This is a genomic window from Dankookia rubra, assembly GCF_004355005.1.
In the GTDB taxonomy this organism is placed as follows: Bacteria; Pseudomonadota; Alphaproteobacteria; order Acetobacterales; family Acetobacteraceae; genus Paracraurococcus; species Paracraurococcus ruber_A.
This window is the reverse complement of record NZ_SMSJ01000006.1, coordinates 174873-190970: the sequence shown is the minus strand read 5'-3', so window position 1 is coordinate 190970 and position 16098 is coordinate 174873. Positions and strand designations below refer to the sequence as shown.

Genomic DNA, 16098 nt, shown 5'->3' with positions numbered 1-16098 from the left:
TTTGGCAACGATCAGGAAAGCCTGACAGGCCCCCTGCACTCCCGCCGGGGTGCAACCATCCTGCGGCCCAAAACTTTCCTCCCTGAGGAGAACGCCCCATGCGCGACACGCCGGGCCCGACCACGGGTGACCGCTTCGAGACCGATGTGCCCGCGCGGCTCGACCGGCTGCCCTGGAGCGGCTTTCACTGGCGCGTCGTCGTCGCGCTAGGCATTACCTGGGTGCTCGACGGGCTGGAGGTGACGCTGGTCGGCAGCCTGGCCGGCGCCATCCACCAGAGCCCGAGCCTGGCGCTGACCTCGACCCAGATCGGCCTGACCGCCTCGGCCTACCTGATCGGCGCCGTCGCCGGGGCGCTCGGCTTCGGCTACCTGGCCGACCGGATCGGCCGGCGGCGGCTCTTCTTCATCACCCTCATCGTCTACATGCTGTCCAGCGTCGCCACCGGCTTCGCCTGGGACTTCTGGTCCTTCGCGCTGTTCCGGGCGCTGACCGGGGCCGGCATCGGCGGCGAATACGCCGCTGTGAACTCGGCGATCCAGGAACTCATCCCAGCCCGCTACCGCGGCACCACCGATCTCTGCGTCAACGGCACCTTCTGGGGCGGGGCAGCGATCGGCGCCGTGGTCGCGCTGGTGGTGCTCGACCCCGCGATCATCGACCCCGAGATCGGCTGGCGCGGCGCCTTCGTGGTGGGCGGGGCGCTGTCGCTGGTCGTGCTGCTGCTGCGGCGGCACCTGCCGGAAAGCCCGCGCTGGCTCATGCTGCACGGCAAGCCGGAGGAGGCCGGACGGATCGTCGGCGAGATCGAGCGCGACGTGGCGGCCTCCAGCGGCCCGCTGCCGCCACCCTCCTACGGCAATGTCGTGCTGCACAAGCGTGGCGCCGCCTCGCTCGGCGACATCTGGGCGACCATGTTCGGCACCCATCGGGACCGTGCGGTGCTCGGCCTGGTGCTGATGTCCTGCCAGGCTTTTTTCTACAACGCGGTCTTCTTCACCTATGCGCTGGTGCTGACCAAATTCTACGGCATCCCGGCGCACCATATCGGTTGGTTCATGCTGCCCTTTGCGCTCGGCAACCTGGCCGGGCCGCTGCTGCTGGGGCGGTTCTTCGACACCATCGGCCGCAAGCCGATGATCACCGGCACCTATGCGCTGTCGGGCCTGCTGATGGCCGGGACGGGGCTTGCCTTCGCCGCCGGCTGGCTGACAGCCTGGGAGCAGACGGCGGCCTGGACGGTGATCTTCTTCTTCGCCTCGGCCGCGGCCTCGGCCGCCTACCTGACGGTCGGCGAGAGCTTTCCGCTCGAGATGCGGGCGATGGCGATCGCGCTGTTCTATGCGATCGGCACCGCGGTCGGCGGGGTGGTCGGCCCGACGCTGTTCGGCTGGCTGATCGAGAGCGGCGATCGCAGCCACATCATGTGGGGCTACCTGGCGGCGGCGGCGCTTATGCTGGTGGCGGCGGCGACCGAATGGCGGCTGGGCTTCGCCGCCGAGGGCCGGTCGCTGGAGGATGTCTCGGCGCCTTTGTCGGCCGAGCGGCCGGCAGGACGCTGAACAGCGCCCCTGACGGCAGGTGAGACCGCCGGCCCGACGCGGCCGTACAGGATGTAGGCGCCCCGGCGACACCCGCAGTGTTTATCAAGGCAGGAGATCACTCGCGCGAACCAGGCTCCAAAGGTGGATTGCAACTCGCGAAGAGAGTCTTATAACTAGCTTAACAACCTTCGGTTGCCAACTTCTGTACCGGAGACCGTCCGAGATGCACAACGCTCTCTATGACACGGAATGGGGTGAATCCTGGAGCGGATATGACCGTTCCGTATCCGCTGCCGACAGCATTGCACCGGAGATGCCTGTCACCCAGGGCGGCAATCACAGAATGCACCGCTGGGCCATGCTCGCCCTGGTAGTTCTTGCCATGCCGATGCCGACCAAGCTGCTGTCGGAGGACGGCGCCTCGCGCGGAATCCCGCGGGAAGCGCTGTTCTCCTTCTCCCCCGCCGAGATGATGCTCCCGCCGGTCGATGTCGCCCTCGCCCGGCTCGCGGCCGAATCTGCCAGTGCCAGCTGCTGGGTGCAGCGGTTGCGGCCGCATGGCGGCGGCTGCGCGGAGCCTGCCGCAGCCCGGTGACCGGGGCGCCCCCGGGTGCCCATTCCCGCGGCCCATGCTTTACTGACGCCAAGCAGCAGGGCCGCATCCACGATGACCGTCACCCGCCAGGAATTCCGCGACGCCATGGCCCGGCTGGGCGCCGCAGTGAACATCATCACCACCGGCGGGCCAGCCGGGCGCGGCGGCTTCACCGCCAGCGCCGTCTGCAGCGTGACGGACGAGCCGCCGACCCTGCTCGTCTGCATGAACCGTGGCGCGACGGCGGCCCCGGTGCTGAAGGCGAACGGAACGGTCTGCGTCAACGTCGTGGCGGCGGCACAGAAAGATACCGCGAAGGTCTTCGCCGGGGTGACGAAATGCCCGATGGAGGAGCGCTTCCTCGCCGGGACCTGGGCGACCGCCGAGACCGGCAATCCCATGCTGGAAGGCGCGGTGGCGGCCTTCGATTGCCGGGTGACCGAGATCATTGAGAAGGGCACCCACCTGGTCGTCTTCGCCGAGGTGCAGACGATCCGGCAGGGCAGCGATGCGGATCACGGGTTGATCTATTACGGCCGCGACTATCACCCATTAGGCATGATATCTGCTGGCTGATCCGCGTTGTGCGCGACAGATCCTCACGAAAAAGTTGCTTCTGATCGGTATTTTGTATGCGTCCGATTGAACCGCGTGCAATGCAGCACGCGTGGACCCGGATGAATTGCGCCGATCAATGACTGAAATCGTCCTCCATGCCACTGCCGCCGGCAGCACGCTCGATGCCTCTGCCCATATGACGCCGGTCGTATTGCGCGGCTCGACCGGTGATGACCGTCTGGTCGGCGGCGCGGTTGCCGACCGCATCGCCGGCAACTTCGGCCACAACGAGGTCTTCGCCGGCGCCGGCAACGACCAGATCCATGCGATCCTGTCGCCGCTCGCCTACGACCAGATCGATGGCGGGTCGGGAACCGATTCGGTCTATATTACCCTGAACGGCGACCAGTATACGCCCAGCGTGCGGCTGGCTTTGTCGGCGCTGAAGACCTTCGTGACCTCGACCGTCGTCGAGGATCCGGCGGCGCATTTCACCAATGCTACCCTCCACCTCGACTTGGTCGGCGTGGAACGTGCCTTCATCCGGCTTGACGGCGTGGTGACCAACCTCGCCTCCTTCAGCCTGCCGGAGGCAACGCATGCCGACCCGCCGGCCTCCGACGTGACGGTACACGCCACCGACGCGCTCTACGACTTTGCCGGGACCGTCTCCGGGCTGGGTGCGACCGCGCCGGTCTCGGTCGATCTCGGGACCGGCACCGGCCGGGTGGTGACGATTTCCGACGTCGCCGGCGGCTTCTCCTTCGGGCATGGCATGATGGCGACCGGGCCGGACGGCTCGGACCTCTACGCCGGCGCCGGCACCGCCATCAACCCGACCGCTGGCCTGGCCGGCCTGGTGGCGCACAGCAACGGCATGCTGGTCGGCGTCTTCCTCGACGGGCATGAGCACGATGCGGGCCATATCGCCCCGGCCACGCTGGACTTCACCAGCTTGGGCGAGGTCTTCGGCAGCCTGGCACCGGCCATCGACCAGCCCTTCTTCATCGGCGACGGGCTGGATGCGACGGGCCATGTCCAGGCCTTCCTGGCGCCGGATGCGGCGCGGACCCTGGTGCTCGGCGTGGTGGACGGCACCGGCTTCCACGATGCCCCCGGCGCCTATGACGACAATACGGGCTTCGTCACCGCCCATGTCGTGGTGCAGGACAAGGTCTGGGCCGACTGACGCGGCATGCCGGAGGTCCGGCGCGTTGCTTTGGATCGCCCGCCGGGAAGGCCCTCCCCGGCGGGTGACTACCACTCGCCGAGGAAGACGCCCGCCTTCTTGTGGCTGTCGGTGCGCTGCTCCGCCTCGGCCCAGGTGATCGTGGTGCGCGACTTCAGCCGGGTGAACCACTGCAGCAGCCGGTGCCGCATGGCGTCGCGCACGCCGACCAATGTCCTGTCGTCGCCGAGGTCGTGGAACTCGTCCGGATCCTGCACCAGGTCGAAAAGCTGGGGCCTCAGCCCGCCGGTCCAGTGGATGTATTTCCAGCGATCGGTGCGGACCATCCAGGCCATGTGCTGCCCGGTGGGATAGCCGAGGCGCCGGCGCGCGCCGCGGAAGGTCCAGTCCAGCTCGCTGATGGCGCAGTCGCGCCAGTCTTCCGAGGCCTCGCCGGGCGCGTCACGCGCTGCGCCCGCGGCGCCCTGCGACCGCGCGGCCACGCCCCGCAGCGCCGGGACCAGCGAGCGTCCCTCCACCACATGGCTGGCCGGGTCGAGCCCGAGCGCATCGAGGATGGTCGGTACCACGTCCACCGCCTCGACCAGCCGGGGGTCCGCCGTTCCGCGCGTCGCGTCCGCCGCCACGGTCGGGTCGTAGACCAGCATGGGCACGCGCTGGACGCAGTCGTGGAACAGCTCCTTCTCGCCCAGCCAGTGGTCGCCGAGGTAGTCGCCATGGTCGGCGGTGAAGATGACCAGCGTGTCCTGCCAGCGGCCGAGCGTCTCCAGCGTCGCCCAGACCCGGCCGAGATGGTCGTCGACCTGGCGGATCAGCCCCTGGTAGGTCGGCCGCACCGTCTCGATCGCCACGTCCTGCTGGAAGCTTTGCGCCACCTCCTCGTCCTGCCAGGCGCGGACCATCGGGTGGGCGCCCGGGCCACGTTCGGCCTCGTGCCGCTTTACTGGCAGGCAGTGCTCCGGCCCGTACATGGCGTGGTAAGGCGCCGGCGCGATGTAGGGCCAATGCGGCTTCACATAGGACAGATGCAGCACGAAGGGGTCGTCCCCCTGGCGCTCCAGGAACTCGATCGCGCGGTCGGTGGTATAGGCGGTCTCGCTATGCGCCTCGGCGACCCGGGCGGGGTAGCAGGCATTGCGCATCTTCCAGCCGGACAGCGGCTTGCCGTCCGGGCCGTCGACGGCGATGACGAAATCCGTCCAGGGGTCACGGCTGGCATAGCCCTTCGACCGCAGCCAGTCGGCATAGGCGCTGTCGGGCTCGCCGTGGTGGCCGTCATGCCGGTCGACCAGCCGGAACCAGCCCTCCTTCAGCAGGGTGGACAGGTCGTTCTGGCCGTCGAGCTCCAGCCGCCGCATCCCGTGCGCGTCGGGCAGGACATGGGTCTTGCCGGCCAGCGCCAGGGTCCGGCCGCTCTCGCGCAGGTGCCAGCCCAGCGTCACCTCCCCGACCGAGAGCGGCACCCGGTTGTGGGTCGAGCCGTGCGAGGAGACGTAGCGCCCGGTATAGAAGGACATCCGCGACGGGCCGCAGATGCCGCTCTGCACGAAGGCATTCGGGAAGCGAATGCCGCGCTTCGCCAGGGCATCGATGTTCGGGGTCTGCAGGTGCGGGTGGCCGGCGCAGGAGAGATGGTCCCAGCGCAGCTGGTCGCACATGACGAACAGGACGTTGCGGATCATGGCTTTCCCCCGGTGCGATCAGCCCCGGTGCAGTCTGCCCGCGCCGCGCGCGGCTGGCGAGGCTGAGCGCGATGGAGGCCGAGCGGGCCCTGCAGGCGGCGCTGGACCTGACTCGCCTGCCGCCGATGCCGGCGCCGCTGGCCCGGCTGCTGCAGCGGCATATCGAGGAGGCGGTAGACCGGCGCTTCGCCGCCGCCGCGCTGACCCTGGCGGAGGCGGCGGAGATGATTGCCGCGCTGGCCCACCGCATGCCCGCCGCGGCACTCGCTCCGGCGCGCGCCTGGGCGTTCGCCCGGCTGGAACAGCATGGCGCGGTCGGCATCCCGCCCGCCCTGCCACGCGCCCTGCTGCGCGGCCTCGGCGGGGAGGCCGCGGGGAGACCGGGGACGGCGCTGGCGCGCGCGCAGGCCCGCCAGGCCTTCCGCGAATCGGCCTGGGCCGCCGGCTTGGCCCGGGTCCCGTTGCTGCCGCTCGGGTTGCATTGCCTGCCCTGGAACCTGCCGGCCCGCTGGGGTTTCCGCAGCACGCCGCAGGCGATGGAAGCACTGAACCCCTTCGCCCTGGCCGCCCACCACTTGCCCGTGGTGCTCGCAGCGCTGGAGGAAGGCTGGGCCGGCTATGCCCCCCCCTCGGCCATCCATGCGGTGACCACGCCGAGCGGCCGGCGGCTGCTGCGGCGGCAGGATGGCGGCGCGGTCTGGAACCACCATGCCGGCCCGCAATGGGAGGAGGACGGCCTCGCGCCGCTCCGCCTCGACCTCGAGATCCTGGCCCGCCGCTTCGAGCGGGCCTGCGCCGCGCCGGGGGTGCCCCTCCGGGTCTGCTTCCTGGTTACCGAGGCGGCACCGGATGCGGCGCTCGCGCAGCGGCTGCTGGCGGCGCTGCGGCGAAGGGTGCGGGAGTCGCGGCTCGGCCTCTTCCTGCTGCACAACCCCATCGAGGGCGTGCCAGGGGCGACGGAGCACCTGCTACCCGAGGCCGTGGCGCTGCGCGTCCCCCGCCCGCATCCCACCTACGAATGGCACCTGCCCGGGCATTTCGACAGCCCGGCAGGTTTTGCCTTCGAGCACCGCATCGCCACGGCGCTGCGCGACGCCATCGCCGACTGGCAGGCCTGACGAAGCGGGCCGAAATTGCGAAGGGCCCCGGCGGTATCCCGCCGAGGCCCTTCCATTGTTTCGGGCGTTACCGCCCCGCGTGGCTCAGGAAGCCATCCCCGCAGTGGCGGAGACGATGATCCAGGCCGCGGCTGCGGCATCCACCTGCGAACAATGAGACACTGGATCACCTCCTTTCGGTTGTTGACGATGGGTGGAAGCTGGGCCCTTCGCGGCCCGGCTTCAAGCTAGATTTCGCTATAGGCGCCGTTCTTCCACACGTAGAACACATAATCCGCAACGGTGACGTCGCCCTTCTTGTCGAAGCTGATCGGACCCAGAACGGTCTGCCACGGGCCCGAGGACTTCATGGCTTCGGCGATCTTCTTCGGGTCGATGCTCTTCAGCTTTTCGGCTGCGGCGGCCCAGATCTGCACGGCGGCATAGGTGTAGAGGACGTAGCCCTCCGGATCGACGTTCCTGGCCTTGAAGCTCTGCACCACCTTGGCCGCCGCGGGACGGTTGCGCGGGTCGCTCGGGAAGGTCATCAGCGTGCCCTCGCCGGTGGCGCCGGTGATCTGCCAGAAATCCTTGGTCACCAGGGCGTCGCCGCCGATCATGGTAACCGCCATGCCCTGCTCCTTGGCCTGGCGCAGGATCAGCCCGGCCTCGGTATAGTAGCCGCCGATGTACATGACCTGGACACCGGCCTCCTTCATCCGGGAGACCAGGGCGCTGTAGTCGCGCTCGCCGGGGGTATAGGCGCTGAACAGCACCTCGTTCTGGCCGGCCGCATTGAGCGACTTCTTGGTCTCCTCGGCCAGGCCCTTTCCGTAAGCCTGGTTGTCATGAAGGATCGCCACCTTCCTGCCGGGAAAGGTCTTGGCGATATAGGCGCCGGCCACCTGGCCCTGCTGGTCGTCCCGGCCGCAGACGCGGAAGGTGTTCCAGCTGCCCTCATCGGTGTATTTCGGGTTGGTGCTGGCCGGGCTGATCTGCAGCACGCCTTCCTCGGCATAGACCTTGGAGGCCGGGATCGAGCTGCCCGAGCAGTAGTGGCCGGCGACCATCGCCACCTTGCGGCCGGCCATCTGGTTGGCGACCGAGACCGCCTGGCGCGGGTCGCAGGCATCGTCGCCCAACTCCAATACGAGCTGCCGGCCAAGCACGCCGCCGGCGGCGTTGAAATCGGCCACCGCCTGCTGGGCGCCGATCTTCATCTGGTCACCGGCCGCGGCGTTGGAGCCGGTGAGCGGCCCGGCGCAGGCGATGCGGATCGGGCCCGAGCCTTGCGCGAAGGCCCCGGTGGAGCCCATGGCCACCGGCAGCGCGGTGGCGGCCTGAAGTAGCGTCCTGCGCTTGAGCATCCCTGTTTCTCCTTTTGGTTGCCGGCCTTGCCCGAGTCCGGGCACGGCCGCTTGCGGCAGGGTAACGGACCCGGCCGCGCCTTGTCAGCCGTGGCCGCCGCCGAGGTAGGCGTCGCGGATCTCCGGCCGGGCCAGCAGAGCCCGTCCCGGGCCTTCCATGGTGATCCGGCCGTTCACCAGCACGTAGCCCCGATGCGCCAGCCGCAGCGCCTGGTTGGCGTTCTGCTCGACCAGCAGCACGGTCAGCCCGGTTTCGGCATTCAGCCTGCGGATGGCATCAAAGATCTGCTTCACCACCAGCGGGGCGAGGCCGAGCGAGGGCTCGTCCAGCAGCAGCAGCTTCGGCTTCGACATCAGCGCCCGGCCGATGGCGAGCATCTGCTGCTCACCGCCCGAGAGCGTGCCGCCGCGCTGCCAGAGCCGTTCCTTCAGCCGCGGGAACAGGGCGAAGGCCTGCTCCATCTGCGGCCCGGGCTCGTCCTTCGTCAACGCCTCGGCACCCATCAGCAGGTTCTCCCGCACCGTCATGCGCGGGAAGATGCGGCGGCCCTCGGGCGACTGCGCCACGCCGCGGCGCATGATGGCATGGGTCGGCTGACCCGTGATGTCCGCCCCGGCCAGGCTGATGCGGCCGCTGCGCGGCTTCGGCTGGCCGCAGATGGTCATCAGCAGCGTCGACTTGCCGGCTCCGTTGGCACCGATCAGCGTGACGATCTCGCCGGGCTGGACGTGCAGCGAAACTTCGTTCAGCGCCTGCACCGCACCATAACCGGCGGAGACGCGGTCGACCTCGAGCAGCGCGGGGCTCATGCCTCGGCCTCCTCGTCCTCGTCGCCCTCGCCGAGATAGGCGGCGATCACCTTGGGGTCGCCCTGCACCGCGGCGGGCGCGGCATCGGCAATCAGCTTGCCGTGGTCCAGCACGACCACGCGGTCGGAGATGCGCATCACCACGCCCATGTCGTGCTCGATCAGCAGCAGGGACGTGCCCTGGCCGCGGATCTCCAGCAGCAGCCGGGCGAGTTCGTCAGATTCGCGCGGATTGAGGCCGGCGGCGGGCTCGTCCAGGCACAGCAGCGCAGGCTCGGTGCACATGGCCCGAGCGATCTCCAGCCGCCGCTGCGCGCCATAGGGCAGCGCCCCGGCCGGATCGTCGGCGCGGTCGAGCAGGTTGGTGGCGGAAAGCCATTGCCGCGCCAGTTCCACCGCCTGGCGCTCCGCCTTCGGGTAGCGCGACAGGCCGAGCACCGCGCCGATGCCGAAGCCGGTCGCCGCCATCAGCTTGACGTGCTGCGCCACCAGCAGGTTCTCGAGCGCGGTCATGCCGGGAAACAGCCGGATGTTCTGGAAGGTGCGGGCGACGCCCGCGCGGGCGATGCGGTGGCCGGGCAGCAGGTGCAGGTCGACCGGCAACTCGTTTGCCCGGTGCAGCCGGATCGCGCCGCCGGTCGGGCGGTAGAAGCCGGTGATGCAGTTGAACAGCGTGGTCTTGCCGGCGCCATTCGGGCCGATCACGGCGGTGATCTCGCCGCGCGAGGCGGCGAAGGAGACAGCGGAGACAGCGGTCAGGCCGCCGAACCGCATGGTCAGGTTGGCGACCTCGAGGATCATCTCCCGGTGGACGCGCCGGTCGCCGGTCATCTTCCGGGTGAGGCCGTCCTCCTCGACCCGCGGCGGTTCGTCGGCCGGCATCATCCGCGCCCCTCACCGACCAGGTCTCCGCCGATCGCGCGCTTCTCCCCGAGCGCGATGGAGGGTGTCCGCGTGCCGACCAGGCCGCGCGGCCGCAGCACCATGATGACCACCATGGCCCCGCCGAAGACCAGCATCCGCCACTCGTCCAGACCGCGGAACACCTCGAAGCCGCCGATCATCACCAGCGCGGCGATGGCGACGCCGACCTGGCTGCCGAGGCCGCCGAGGACGACGATCGCCAGGATGATGGCGCTCTCGATGAAGGTGAAGCTTTCCGGGCTGATGAAGGCCTGGCGAGTGGCGAAGAACGCGCCGGCGAAGCCGCCGAACATGGCGCCGAGCGCAAAGGCGGTCAGCTTTGTGGTGGTGATGTTGATGCCGAGGGCGCGGCAGGCGATCTCATCCTCCCGCAGCGCCTCCCAAGCCCGGCCCAGTGGCTGGCGTCGCAGCCGCAGCGTGACCCAGTTGGTCAGCAGGGCGAGCGCGAAGATGACGTAGTAGAGGAAGATGACCCGGTGGCTCGGCGAGGGCTCGATCCCGAAGAAGCCGGCGAAGGTGCCCTCGCCACCCGCCATGCTGAAGGGCAGGCCGAAGAAGCTCGGGCGCGGGATGCCGCTGATGCCGTTCGGCCCGTTGGTCAGCTCGGTCCAGTTCAGCAGGACCACGCGGATGATCTCGCCGAAAGCGAGCGTCACGATCGCGAGGTAGTCGCCGCGCAGCCGCAGGACGGGGAAGCCTAGAAGCACGCCCCAGAAAGCGGCGAGGATGCCGGCCAGTGGCAGGCAGATCCAGAAGGAGAGGCCGAAATACTGCGCCAGCAACGCATAGGAATAGGCGCCGATGGCATAGAAGGCGACGTAGCCGAGGTCGAGCAGCCCGGCCAGGCCAACCACGATGTTCAGCCCCCAGCCAAGCATGATGTAGGTCAGCACCAGGATCCCGATATCGAGTTCATAGCGGCCGATCCCGGGAATGGCGGGCAGCACCAGCGCCACGGCCAGCAGCGCCGGGGCCAGCAGCTTGCCGGCCCGCTGCAGCCTCGCGGTCCAGGGCCCGGGCGCGGTGCTCGGCTGCAGCGCGCGGCGGCCGGCCAGCGTCGTGATCGCCAGCCGCCCGGCGAAGACGATGCCGCAGAGCAGCGCCACCTGCCCCCAGCGCTGCCGCAGTATCAGGCCGCCCTCCGGCCCCACATCGGTCCGCAGCCCGACCAGCATGACGAAGAGCCCGAAGGCGACGGCGGCGGCGATGGCCGCGTCGCGAATGGCCTGTGCCGGGGTCATACCTTCTCGACCTCCTGCCGGCCGAGCAGCCCGGTGGGCAGGAAGATCAGGGTGACCACCAGGATGGAGAAGGCGGCGACATCCTTGTACTGTGCGCTGAAATAGGCCGACCAGAAGGTCTCGATCAAGCCGATCAGCAGCCCGCCCAGCACCGCCCCGGGCAGCGAGCCGATGCCGCCCAGCACCGCGGCGGTGAAGGCCTTCACTCCCGCGAGGAAGCCGATATAGAAGTCGATGACGCCGTACCGGATCATGTAGAGCGTGCCGGCGACGGCCGCGAGTGCGGCGCCGATGACGAAGGTCAGGCTGATGGTGCGGTCGGTGTCGATGCCCAGCAGCGACGCCATCTTGCTGTCCTGCTCGCAGGCCCGCATGGCGCGGCCGAGCGGCGTGCGGGTGACGAGGATGGTGAAGACCGCCAGCACGCCGAGCGTGACGGCGATGATCAGCATCTGGATGTAGGAGAACTGCACGACGAAGGGGCCGTCGCGCATCACCTCCACCCCGCCCGGCACGAGCGTGCCGATCGGCTTGACCCGGGCCCCCTGGCTGACCTGCACGTAGTTCTGCAGCACGATGGAGATGCCGATCGCCGAGATCAGTGGCGCCAGGCGGAAACTGCCGCGCAGCGGGCGATAGGCCACCCGCTCGACCGACCAGCCATAAAGCGCGGTGAAGGCCATCGAGACCAGCAGGACCAGCAGGATCGCCGCCGGCCCGTCCATCATCCCGCCTAGCTGCAGCAGCAGCACGGTGATGAGCGCGATGAAGGCACCGATCATGAACACGTCGCCATGGGCGAAATTGATCATGCCGATGATGCCGTAGACCATGGTGTAGCCCACGGCGATCAGGCCGTAGATCATCCCCAGGCTGATCCCGTTGATCAGCTGCTGCAGCGCATAGGCCATTATGTCTCCGGGCCGCGAAATTCCCTGTGATCGCACGCTAGGGCAGGCGGTGCGGGTTGCGAAGGGGGCCAGAGCGGGAACCGGGGGGTGTTGCCGCTGCCCGCCCCCGAGGGCGACAATGCCGCCACGACTGCGGGAGGAAACCCATGCCCAGTGATACGAGCCTGCCGGCCGATGACGGCCGCGCCGGCCGCCTGCCCCCCTTGCCGCCCGAGGCGATGACCCCGGAGCAGCAGCGCATCGTCGACGGCATCGTCTCCGGCCCGCGCGGCGGGCTGCGCGGCCCCTTCCCCGCCATGCTCCGCAGCCCGGTAGTGGCGGAGCGCTTCCAAAAGCTTGGCGAGTACCTGCGCTTCGACACCTCAATCCCGGCGGCGCTGAACGAGCTGGCGATCCTGGTCACCGCGCGGGAGTGGTCGGCGCAGTACGAATGGTATGCCCACCACCTGCTGGCGATGAAGGCCGGGCTGCCGCCGGCCATCGCCGAGGCGGTGGCGGAGGGCCAGAAGCCGGACGGGATGGATGCCGACCAGGCCCTGGTCTGGCAGTTCTGCACCGAGCTGCACAGGACCAAGCAGGTCTCGGACGAGACCTACGCCGCGACCAGGGACCGCTTCGGCGAGCGCGGCATCATCGATCTTATCGCGGTCAGCGGCTACTACGTCGCGGTGGCGATGACCCTGAACGTGGCCCAGGTGCCGCTGCCGCCGGGTGTCCCGGTGCCGCTGAAGCCCTTGTAGGTCCCTGGGGCGGCGGGCCTCACCGCCGCTCCTTCCCCGGCCTTGGGTAGTTCGCGACCATCTTCTCTGCCAGGTCGTGATAGGCGTCGAGCGCCGCCACGGCCGCACCGCGGTCGCCTGCCTCGGCCAGCGCGGCGACCCGGTTCAGCCCGCCGCGCAACGCCGCGTAGTCCAGCGGGACCAGCTTGTGGCGGTCCGGCCTTGCGGCCAGGCGCCGCGTGTCGCCCTCGGGAAAACCGCGCTCTACCCGGCGCATCTCGGCATTCACGGTGTCCACCACAAAGCGGGTCAGCGCCGCATCGCCGCGGACGAGGGTCTGGTCGAGCAGGCCGACATAGGTGGCGAGTTCGCCCATCTCCAGCCGGAAGGTGGCGGGCTGGGTCGCGTCGTCCGCCGCGCCGGCGGCGGCAAGCAAAGCGACGATGTCGGCCCGCTGGTCCGCCGACATGGCCGGGACATGGCCCGCGACCGCCGCCTCGAGGTCCGGCCAGCGGCCGTCATGGCCAAAGGGCGCGCTGTCCACCACGTTCATCAGGGTCGGCGTGCGGAAGCGGCCATCGGTGCCGACATCATGCGCGCGGCCATCGGTGAAGGCGGTGCCGGGAACGTGGCAGGCGGCGCAGGCCGTGACGAAGGCCGCCTCGCCGCGCGCCTCGGCCGGCGTGGCGCCCGGCGCCAGCCGGCCGTCCCCGGTGATGCGGGAATTCGGGATGAACTCGAACTCGCCCATGTAGGCGACCAGCGCGTCGAGGATCATCGGCGCCGGCTCCGGCCCGGCGAACTCGTTGACGATCACGTGCCGGGCGAATTCCCGCAGCGAGGCGATGCGGCCGTCCCGCCCATAGGGCGCGAGGTAGCGGATGCCGCGCAGGCTCGGGATGTCAACATGGTTCTCGACCCCGTCCTCGGCCGCGAGATCGAACAGGCTGCCGGTCGGGTCGAGGCTGCCCTTCCGCGCGGAATGGCCGGGGATGTGGAAGTCGGGATTGGCGTGACCGTTCACGTGGCAGGAATTGCAGGACAGACCGGCCTGCCGCGCCGCCTCACCGTACAGCAGCGGAGAGGAGAAGGCGGTGTTGCCGAGTGCGACGATGAAGCTCTGCCTGCCGCCGGCGACCTCGCTGCGGAGGATCTGCGCCGGGAAACGGTCGACCGAAGGATCAATGCTGGAGCCGTCGGGCAGCGCCGCAGCGCCGAGCAGCACCGCGGCGGCGCAGGCGGCCGCGCGCCTCAGAACTTCCAAGCCCATCCCACCAGCCCCCCGAAGTCGTTGGCCGCCTCGCCGGCCTCCCTGAGCCGCCGCCAGCCGACCGTCACCGAGGCGCTGCGCAGGATCGGCAGCGGCGCGACGAAGTAGAGGTCGTAGGTGACGCTCGCGGTCTGCTGCACCCGCGTGCCGCGGAGCCCCGCGGCCCGGTTCTCGTTGCGGTTCGCCAAGTAGGCGTAGGACACCGTCCAGGGCGCCCGGCGCAGATCCATGCCGGCCGTCAGGTACTCGACGGTGCGGTCGCGGTAGCCGTCGGCCTGGTCCTTGTGGACATATTCGGCGAAGGGCGCCGCCTCCAGCCGCTGCGGCAAGGGCACGGTCCAGAAGGCGCCGAAGGACCAGGCCTGCTCGGTTGCCGCCCGGCCCGCCTCCACCGCATCCTGCCCCGGCTTCCGCGCGGCATAGGAGGCGGTATAGCCCGCCAGGCCGCGCGGCATCGGGATGCCGTAGCCGGCCAGCGAGGCCACCGAGCCGCCGGAGAAATCGGTGTTGTCCGCGCCGCCGGTGGCGCGGCGGTTGCGCCAGCGCCAGTCGGTGCGGGTCACCGCCTCGCCGGTCACTGGGTCGATGCTCGACCTGGTCTGCGCCCAGCGCGGGTTGAAGCCGGAATAGGACAGCGCGCTGCGGTCGGCCTCAAACATCTCGACCTGCAGGTTGTGCGAGCCGATCGTCCGGGTCAGCCCGAGCAGGTCGGAGGCCCAGAGCCGCGCGCCGACGCCGATCTTCTCGACTAGCTCGTACTCCCGGCCGAAATCGGTGCCGTAGAGGCCGGGGCCGCGATCCCAGGCGCTGCCGAACCGTGGGTGGATCTTGCCGCCGAAGACGTCGAGCACGCCGCGGCTCCAGGTCAGGTAGAGCTCGTCGGCCCACAGGGTCTGGTCGCGGAAGACGCTGCCCTTGCCGTCCGCGGCGCTGCCGGCCTGTTCCAGCCGCAGCACGCCATTCACCGCGAAGCCGTAGGGCAGCAGCAGGTAGGCCGCCGCCAGGGATTCGGTGAAGAGGTTGCCGTTGGCCGGTGTGCTGCTCCGGCGGCCATTGACGTCGAGCTGGAGCGTCGCCTGCACCTCGCCGCCGAAGACGATCTCGTCGCTGCCGCCACGGGTCTGCGTGCCGGTCCGGTCGGCGACGCCGGGGCCGACATTGCGCATCTGCGCCTGCGCCGGGCCGGCCAGCAGCAGGAAAGTTACACCAATGCGGAAGGCAGCCTTCACGCTTGCACTCGCGCCGCGATCGCCTGGATCCGGTCGGAGCGGCTGCGGACGGAGCTGACGCTGGTCGGCAACCGGCCGGGCGGCAGCAGCTCGGCATAAGCGAGCCTGCGGAGTTCCTCCAGCACGCCCGCTGCCTCCACCCACTCGGCCGGCGCCCGGCCGGCGGCCTGCTGCTCCGCCACGGTCTGCGTCGCATAGGCGAGGAAGCCCATGCTGTCGTGGTACTCGACCACGTTGACGATGCGGCCGCGCTCGATGCTCTCGCCGTAATCGGAGGCGACGTCGTAGACCATCATCGCCACGTGCCCGAGCATGAAGCGGGCGCTGGCCAGGCGCTGCGGGTCGACCGCCCGCTTGGCCCGGGTCAGCTTCGGGGCCAGCGAGGTCCAGGCCTCGCCGAAGCGGCCATCGGTGCCGGCATTGCCGCCCTCGGCCCAGGCTTCCATCACCTCCAGCTCGCGCTCGAAACCCGGGACGCGGCGGGAGGCGAGGCGCGGCTCCAGCCAGGTGTAAAGCTCGCGGATCGGGTGGCCGAAATGCGGCACTGCGAGCCGCGCCTGACCGGCCTCCAGCAGCCGGCGGCCAACGATGAGGTGCCCCTCCAGCAGGCCCATCTTCTCGAGGAAGTCGGCATCCGCTGCCTCGGGCGTCAAGGCATCGCGCTGCGGCACCTCGGCGACGCGGCGCAGGCCGCCGCGGCAGATGGGGATGTCGAGGTCGAGCGGCGGGACGATGGGTGCGGCCATGGCGCGCAGCGCGGCGCTGGCAGCAAGGCCGGCGGACAGGGCGAGGAGCATGCGTCGGTTCATGGAAGCACCGCAATTGCGAGTTACTCGCAGTTGGGTTATCGCAAGCCCGCATTTGCCGCAACGGTCGACCGGCGGCGGATTACATGGCGGAAACCGCCATCGGATAGTGCACACGGCACCAGGCGCATGGCGGGCCGCCACGGCCTCGGATCGC

15 protein-coding genes are annotated in these 16098 nt (G+C 69.8%); 6 read left to right on the top strand and 9 right to left on the bottom strand.

What is annotated here, in order from left to right; genetic code table 11:
- Positions 1-98 precede the first annotated feature (98 nt).
- From E2C06_RS07910 to E2C06_RS07895, 4 genes are all read left to right on the top strand, one after another.
- Positions 99-1562 carry an MFS transporter gene (locus tag E2C06_RS07910; RefSeq protein WP_133288046.1) on the top strand — a complete coding sequence of 488 codons (1464 nt, stop codon included), beginning with the start codon at positions 99-101 and terminating at the stop codon, positions 1560-1562.
- 325 nt (positions 1563-1887) lie between these two features.
- Positions 1888-2139 carry a hypothetical protein gene (locus tag E2C06_RS07905; protein ID WP_133288045.1) on the top strand — a complete coding sequence of 84 codons (252 nt, stop codon included), beginning with the start codon at positions 1888-1890 and terminating at the stop codon, positions 2137-2139.
- 72 nt (positions 2140-2211) lie between these two features.
- Entirely contained in the window at positions 2212-2715 is a 504-nt protein-coding gene (locus tag E2C06_RS07900) for a flavin reductase (RefSeq protein ID WP_133288044.1), read from the top strand.
- A gap of 118 nt (positions 2716-2833) precedes the next feature.
- Positions 2834-3886, top strand: a complete 1053-nt coding sequence (locus tag E2C06_RS07895; protein WP_133288043.1) for a hypothetical protein — start codon at positions 2834-2836, stop codon at positions 3884-3886.
- Between the two features lie 68 nt (positions 3887-3954).
- On the opposite strand, the gene E2C06_RS07890 is transcribed toward E2C06_RS07895, so the two are convergent.
- Positions 3955-5568: a sulfatase-like hydrolase/transferase gene (locus E2C06_RS07890; RefSeq protein WP_133288042.1), complete on the bottom strand. Its 1614-nt coding sequence runs from the start codon at positions 5566-5568 to the stop codon at positions 3955-3957.
- Between the two features lie 71 nt (positions 5569-5639).
- Here E2C06_RS07890 and E2C06_RS07885 point away from each other — a divergent pair, with 71 nt between their 5' ends.
- Positions 5640-6686 carry a hypothetical protein gene (locus tag E2C06_RS07885; RefSeq protein ID WP_133288041.1) on the top strand — a complete coding sequence of 349 codons (1047 nt, stop codon included), beginning with the start codon at positions 5640-5642 and terminating at the stop codon, positions 6684-6686.
- 227 nt (positions 6687-6913) lie between these two features.
- Here the strand turns inward: E2C06_RS07885 and E2C06_RS07880 are convergent, their stop codons facing one another.
- The 5 genes from E2C06_RS07880 to E2C06_RS07860 all read right to left on the bottom strand — a co-directional run bounded on the left by E2C06_RS07880 (position 6914) and on the right by E2C06_RS07860 (position 11917).
- Complete coding sequence (locus E2C06_RS07880) at positions 6914-8032, bottom strand: branched-chain amino acid ABC transporter substrate-binding protein (protein ID WP_133288040.1); 1119 nt, start codon at positions 8030-8032, stop codon at positions 6914-6916.
- Positions 8033-8116: 84 nt separating this feature from the next.
- Positions 8117-8842, bottom strand: a complete 726-nt coding sequence (locus E2C06_RS07875) for an ABC transporter ATP-binding protein (RefSeq protein ID WP_133288039.1) — start codon at positions 8840-8842, stop codon at positions 8117-8119.
- On the bottom strand, positions 8839-9726 hold the full coding sequence (locus tag E2C06_RS07870) for an ABC transporter ATP-binding protein (RefSeq protein ID WP_456305173.1): 888 nt from the start codon (positions 9724-9726) through the stop codon (positions 8839-8841). Before E2C06_RS07870 ends, E2C06_RS07875 begins: the two co-directional genes overlap by 4 nt.
- A complete protein-coding gene (livM, locus tag E2C06_RS07865; RefSeq protein ID WP_133288038.1) occupies positions 9723-11006 on the bottom strand; it encodes a high-affinity branched-chain amino acid ABC transporter permease LivM in 1284 nt (427 codons plus the stop codon). Before livM ends, E2C06_RS07870 begins: the two co-directional genes overlap by 4 nt.
- A complete protein-coding gene (locus tag E2C06_RS07860; protein ID WP_133288037.1) occupies positions 11003-11917 on the bottom strand; it encodes an ABC transporter permease subunit in 915 nt (304 codons plus the stop codon). Before E2C06_RS07860 ends, livM begins: the two co-directional genes overlap by 4 nt.
- A 146-nt stretch (positions 11918-12063) precedes the next feature.
- Between E2C06_RS07860 and E2C06_RS07855 the strand changes: the two genes are divergently transcribed.
- A complete protein-coding gene (locus E2C06_RS07855; protein ID WP_206664468.1) occupies positions 12064-12657 on the top strand; it encodes a carboxymuconolactone decarboxylase family protein in 594 nt (197 codons plus the stop codon).
- A 19-nt stretch (positions 12658-12676) separates the two neighbouring features.
- On the opposite strand, the gene E2C06_RS07850 is transcribed toward E2C06_RS07855, so the two are convergent.
- Genes E2C06_RS07850 through E2C06_RS07840 form a run of 3 tightly spaced genes read right to left on the bottom strand, consistent with a single transcriptional unit; the run spans position 12677 to position 15932 of the window.
- Complete coding sequence (locus E2C06_RS07850) at positions 12677-13900, bottom strand: cytochrome c peroxidase (protein WP_165982266.1); 1224 nt, start codon at positions 13898-13900, stop codon at positions 12677-12679.
- The gene (locus tag E2C06_RS07845; RefSeq protein ID WP_133288035.1) at positions 13888-15135 is read right to left on the bottom strand and encodes a hypothetical protein; all 1248 of its coding nucleotides are present in this window, start codon (positions 15133-15135) and stop codon (positions 13888-13890) included. Before E2C06_RS07845 ends, E2C06_RS07850 begins: the two co-directional genes overlap by 13 nt.
- Entirely contained in the window at positions 15132-15932 is an 801-nt protein-coding gene (locus tag E2C06_RS07840; RefSeq protein WP_133288034.1) for a hypothetical protein, read from the bottom strand. The genes E2C06_RS07845 and E2C06_RS07840 overlap by 4 nt, the downstream gene beginning before the upstream one ends.
- Between the last annotated feature and the right edge of the window lie 166 nt (positions 15933-16098).

Excerpts from the sequence above, each read along its gene's own strand:
- E2C06_RS07870 (WP_456305173.1), bottom strand. The coding sequence starts at position 9,726 with ATGATGCCGGCCGACGAACCGCCGCGGGTCGAGGAGGACGGCCTCACC.
- E2C06_RS07855 (WP_206664468.1), top strand. The coding sequence starts at position 12,064 with ATGCCCAGTGATACGAGCCTGCCGGCCGATGACGGCCGCGCCGGCCGC.
- E2C06_RS07895 (WP_133288043.1), top strand. The coding sequence starts at position 2,834 with ATGACTGAAATCGTCCTCCATGCCACTGCCGCCGGCAGCACGCTCGAT.
- E2C06_RS07875 (WP_133288039.1), bottom strand. The coding sequence starts at position 8,842 with ATGAGCCCCGCGCTGCTCGAGGTCGACCGCGTCTCCGCCGGTTATGGT.
- E2C06_RS07860 (WP_133288037.1), bottom strand. The coding sequence starts at position 11,917 with ATGGCCTATGCGCTGCAGCAGCTGATCAACGGGATCAGCCTGGGGATG.
- E2C06_RS07885 (WP_133288041.1), top strand. The coding sequence starts at position 5,640 with ATGGAGGCCGAGCGGGCCCTGCAGGCGGCGCTGGACCTGACTCGCCTG.
- E2C06_RS07840 (WP_133288034.1), bottom strand. The coding sequence starts at position 15,932 with ATGCTCCTCGCCCTGTCCGCCGGCCTTGCTGCCAGCGCCGCGCTGCGC.
- E2C06_RS07890 (WP_133288042.1), bottom strand. The coding sequence starts at position 5,568 with ATGATCCGCAACGTCCTGTTCGTCATGTGCGACCAGCTGCGCTGGGAC.
- E2C06_RS07905 (WP_133288045.1), top strand. The coding sequence starts at position 1,888 with ATGCACCGCTGGGCCATGCTCGCCCTGGTAGTTCTTGCCATGCCGATG.
- E2C06_RS07900 (WP_133288044.1), top strand. The coding sequence starts at position 2,212 with ATGACCGTCACCCGCCAGGAATTCCGCGACGCCATGGCCCGGCTGGGC.
- E2C06_RS07910 (WP_133288046.1), top strand. The coding sequence starts at position 99 with ATGCGCGACACGCCGGGCCCGACCACGGGTGACCGCTTCGAGACCGAT.
- livM (WP_133288038.1), bottom strand. The coding sequence starts at position 11,006 with ATGACCCCGGCACAGGCCATTCGCGACGCGGCCATCGCCGCCGCCGTC.
- E2C06_RS07880 (WP_133288040.1), bottom strand. The coding sequence starts at position 8,032 with ATGCTCAAGCGCAGGACGCTACTTCAGGCCGCCACCGCGCTGCCGGTG.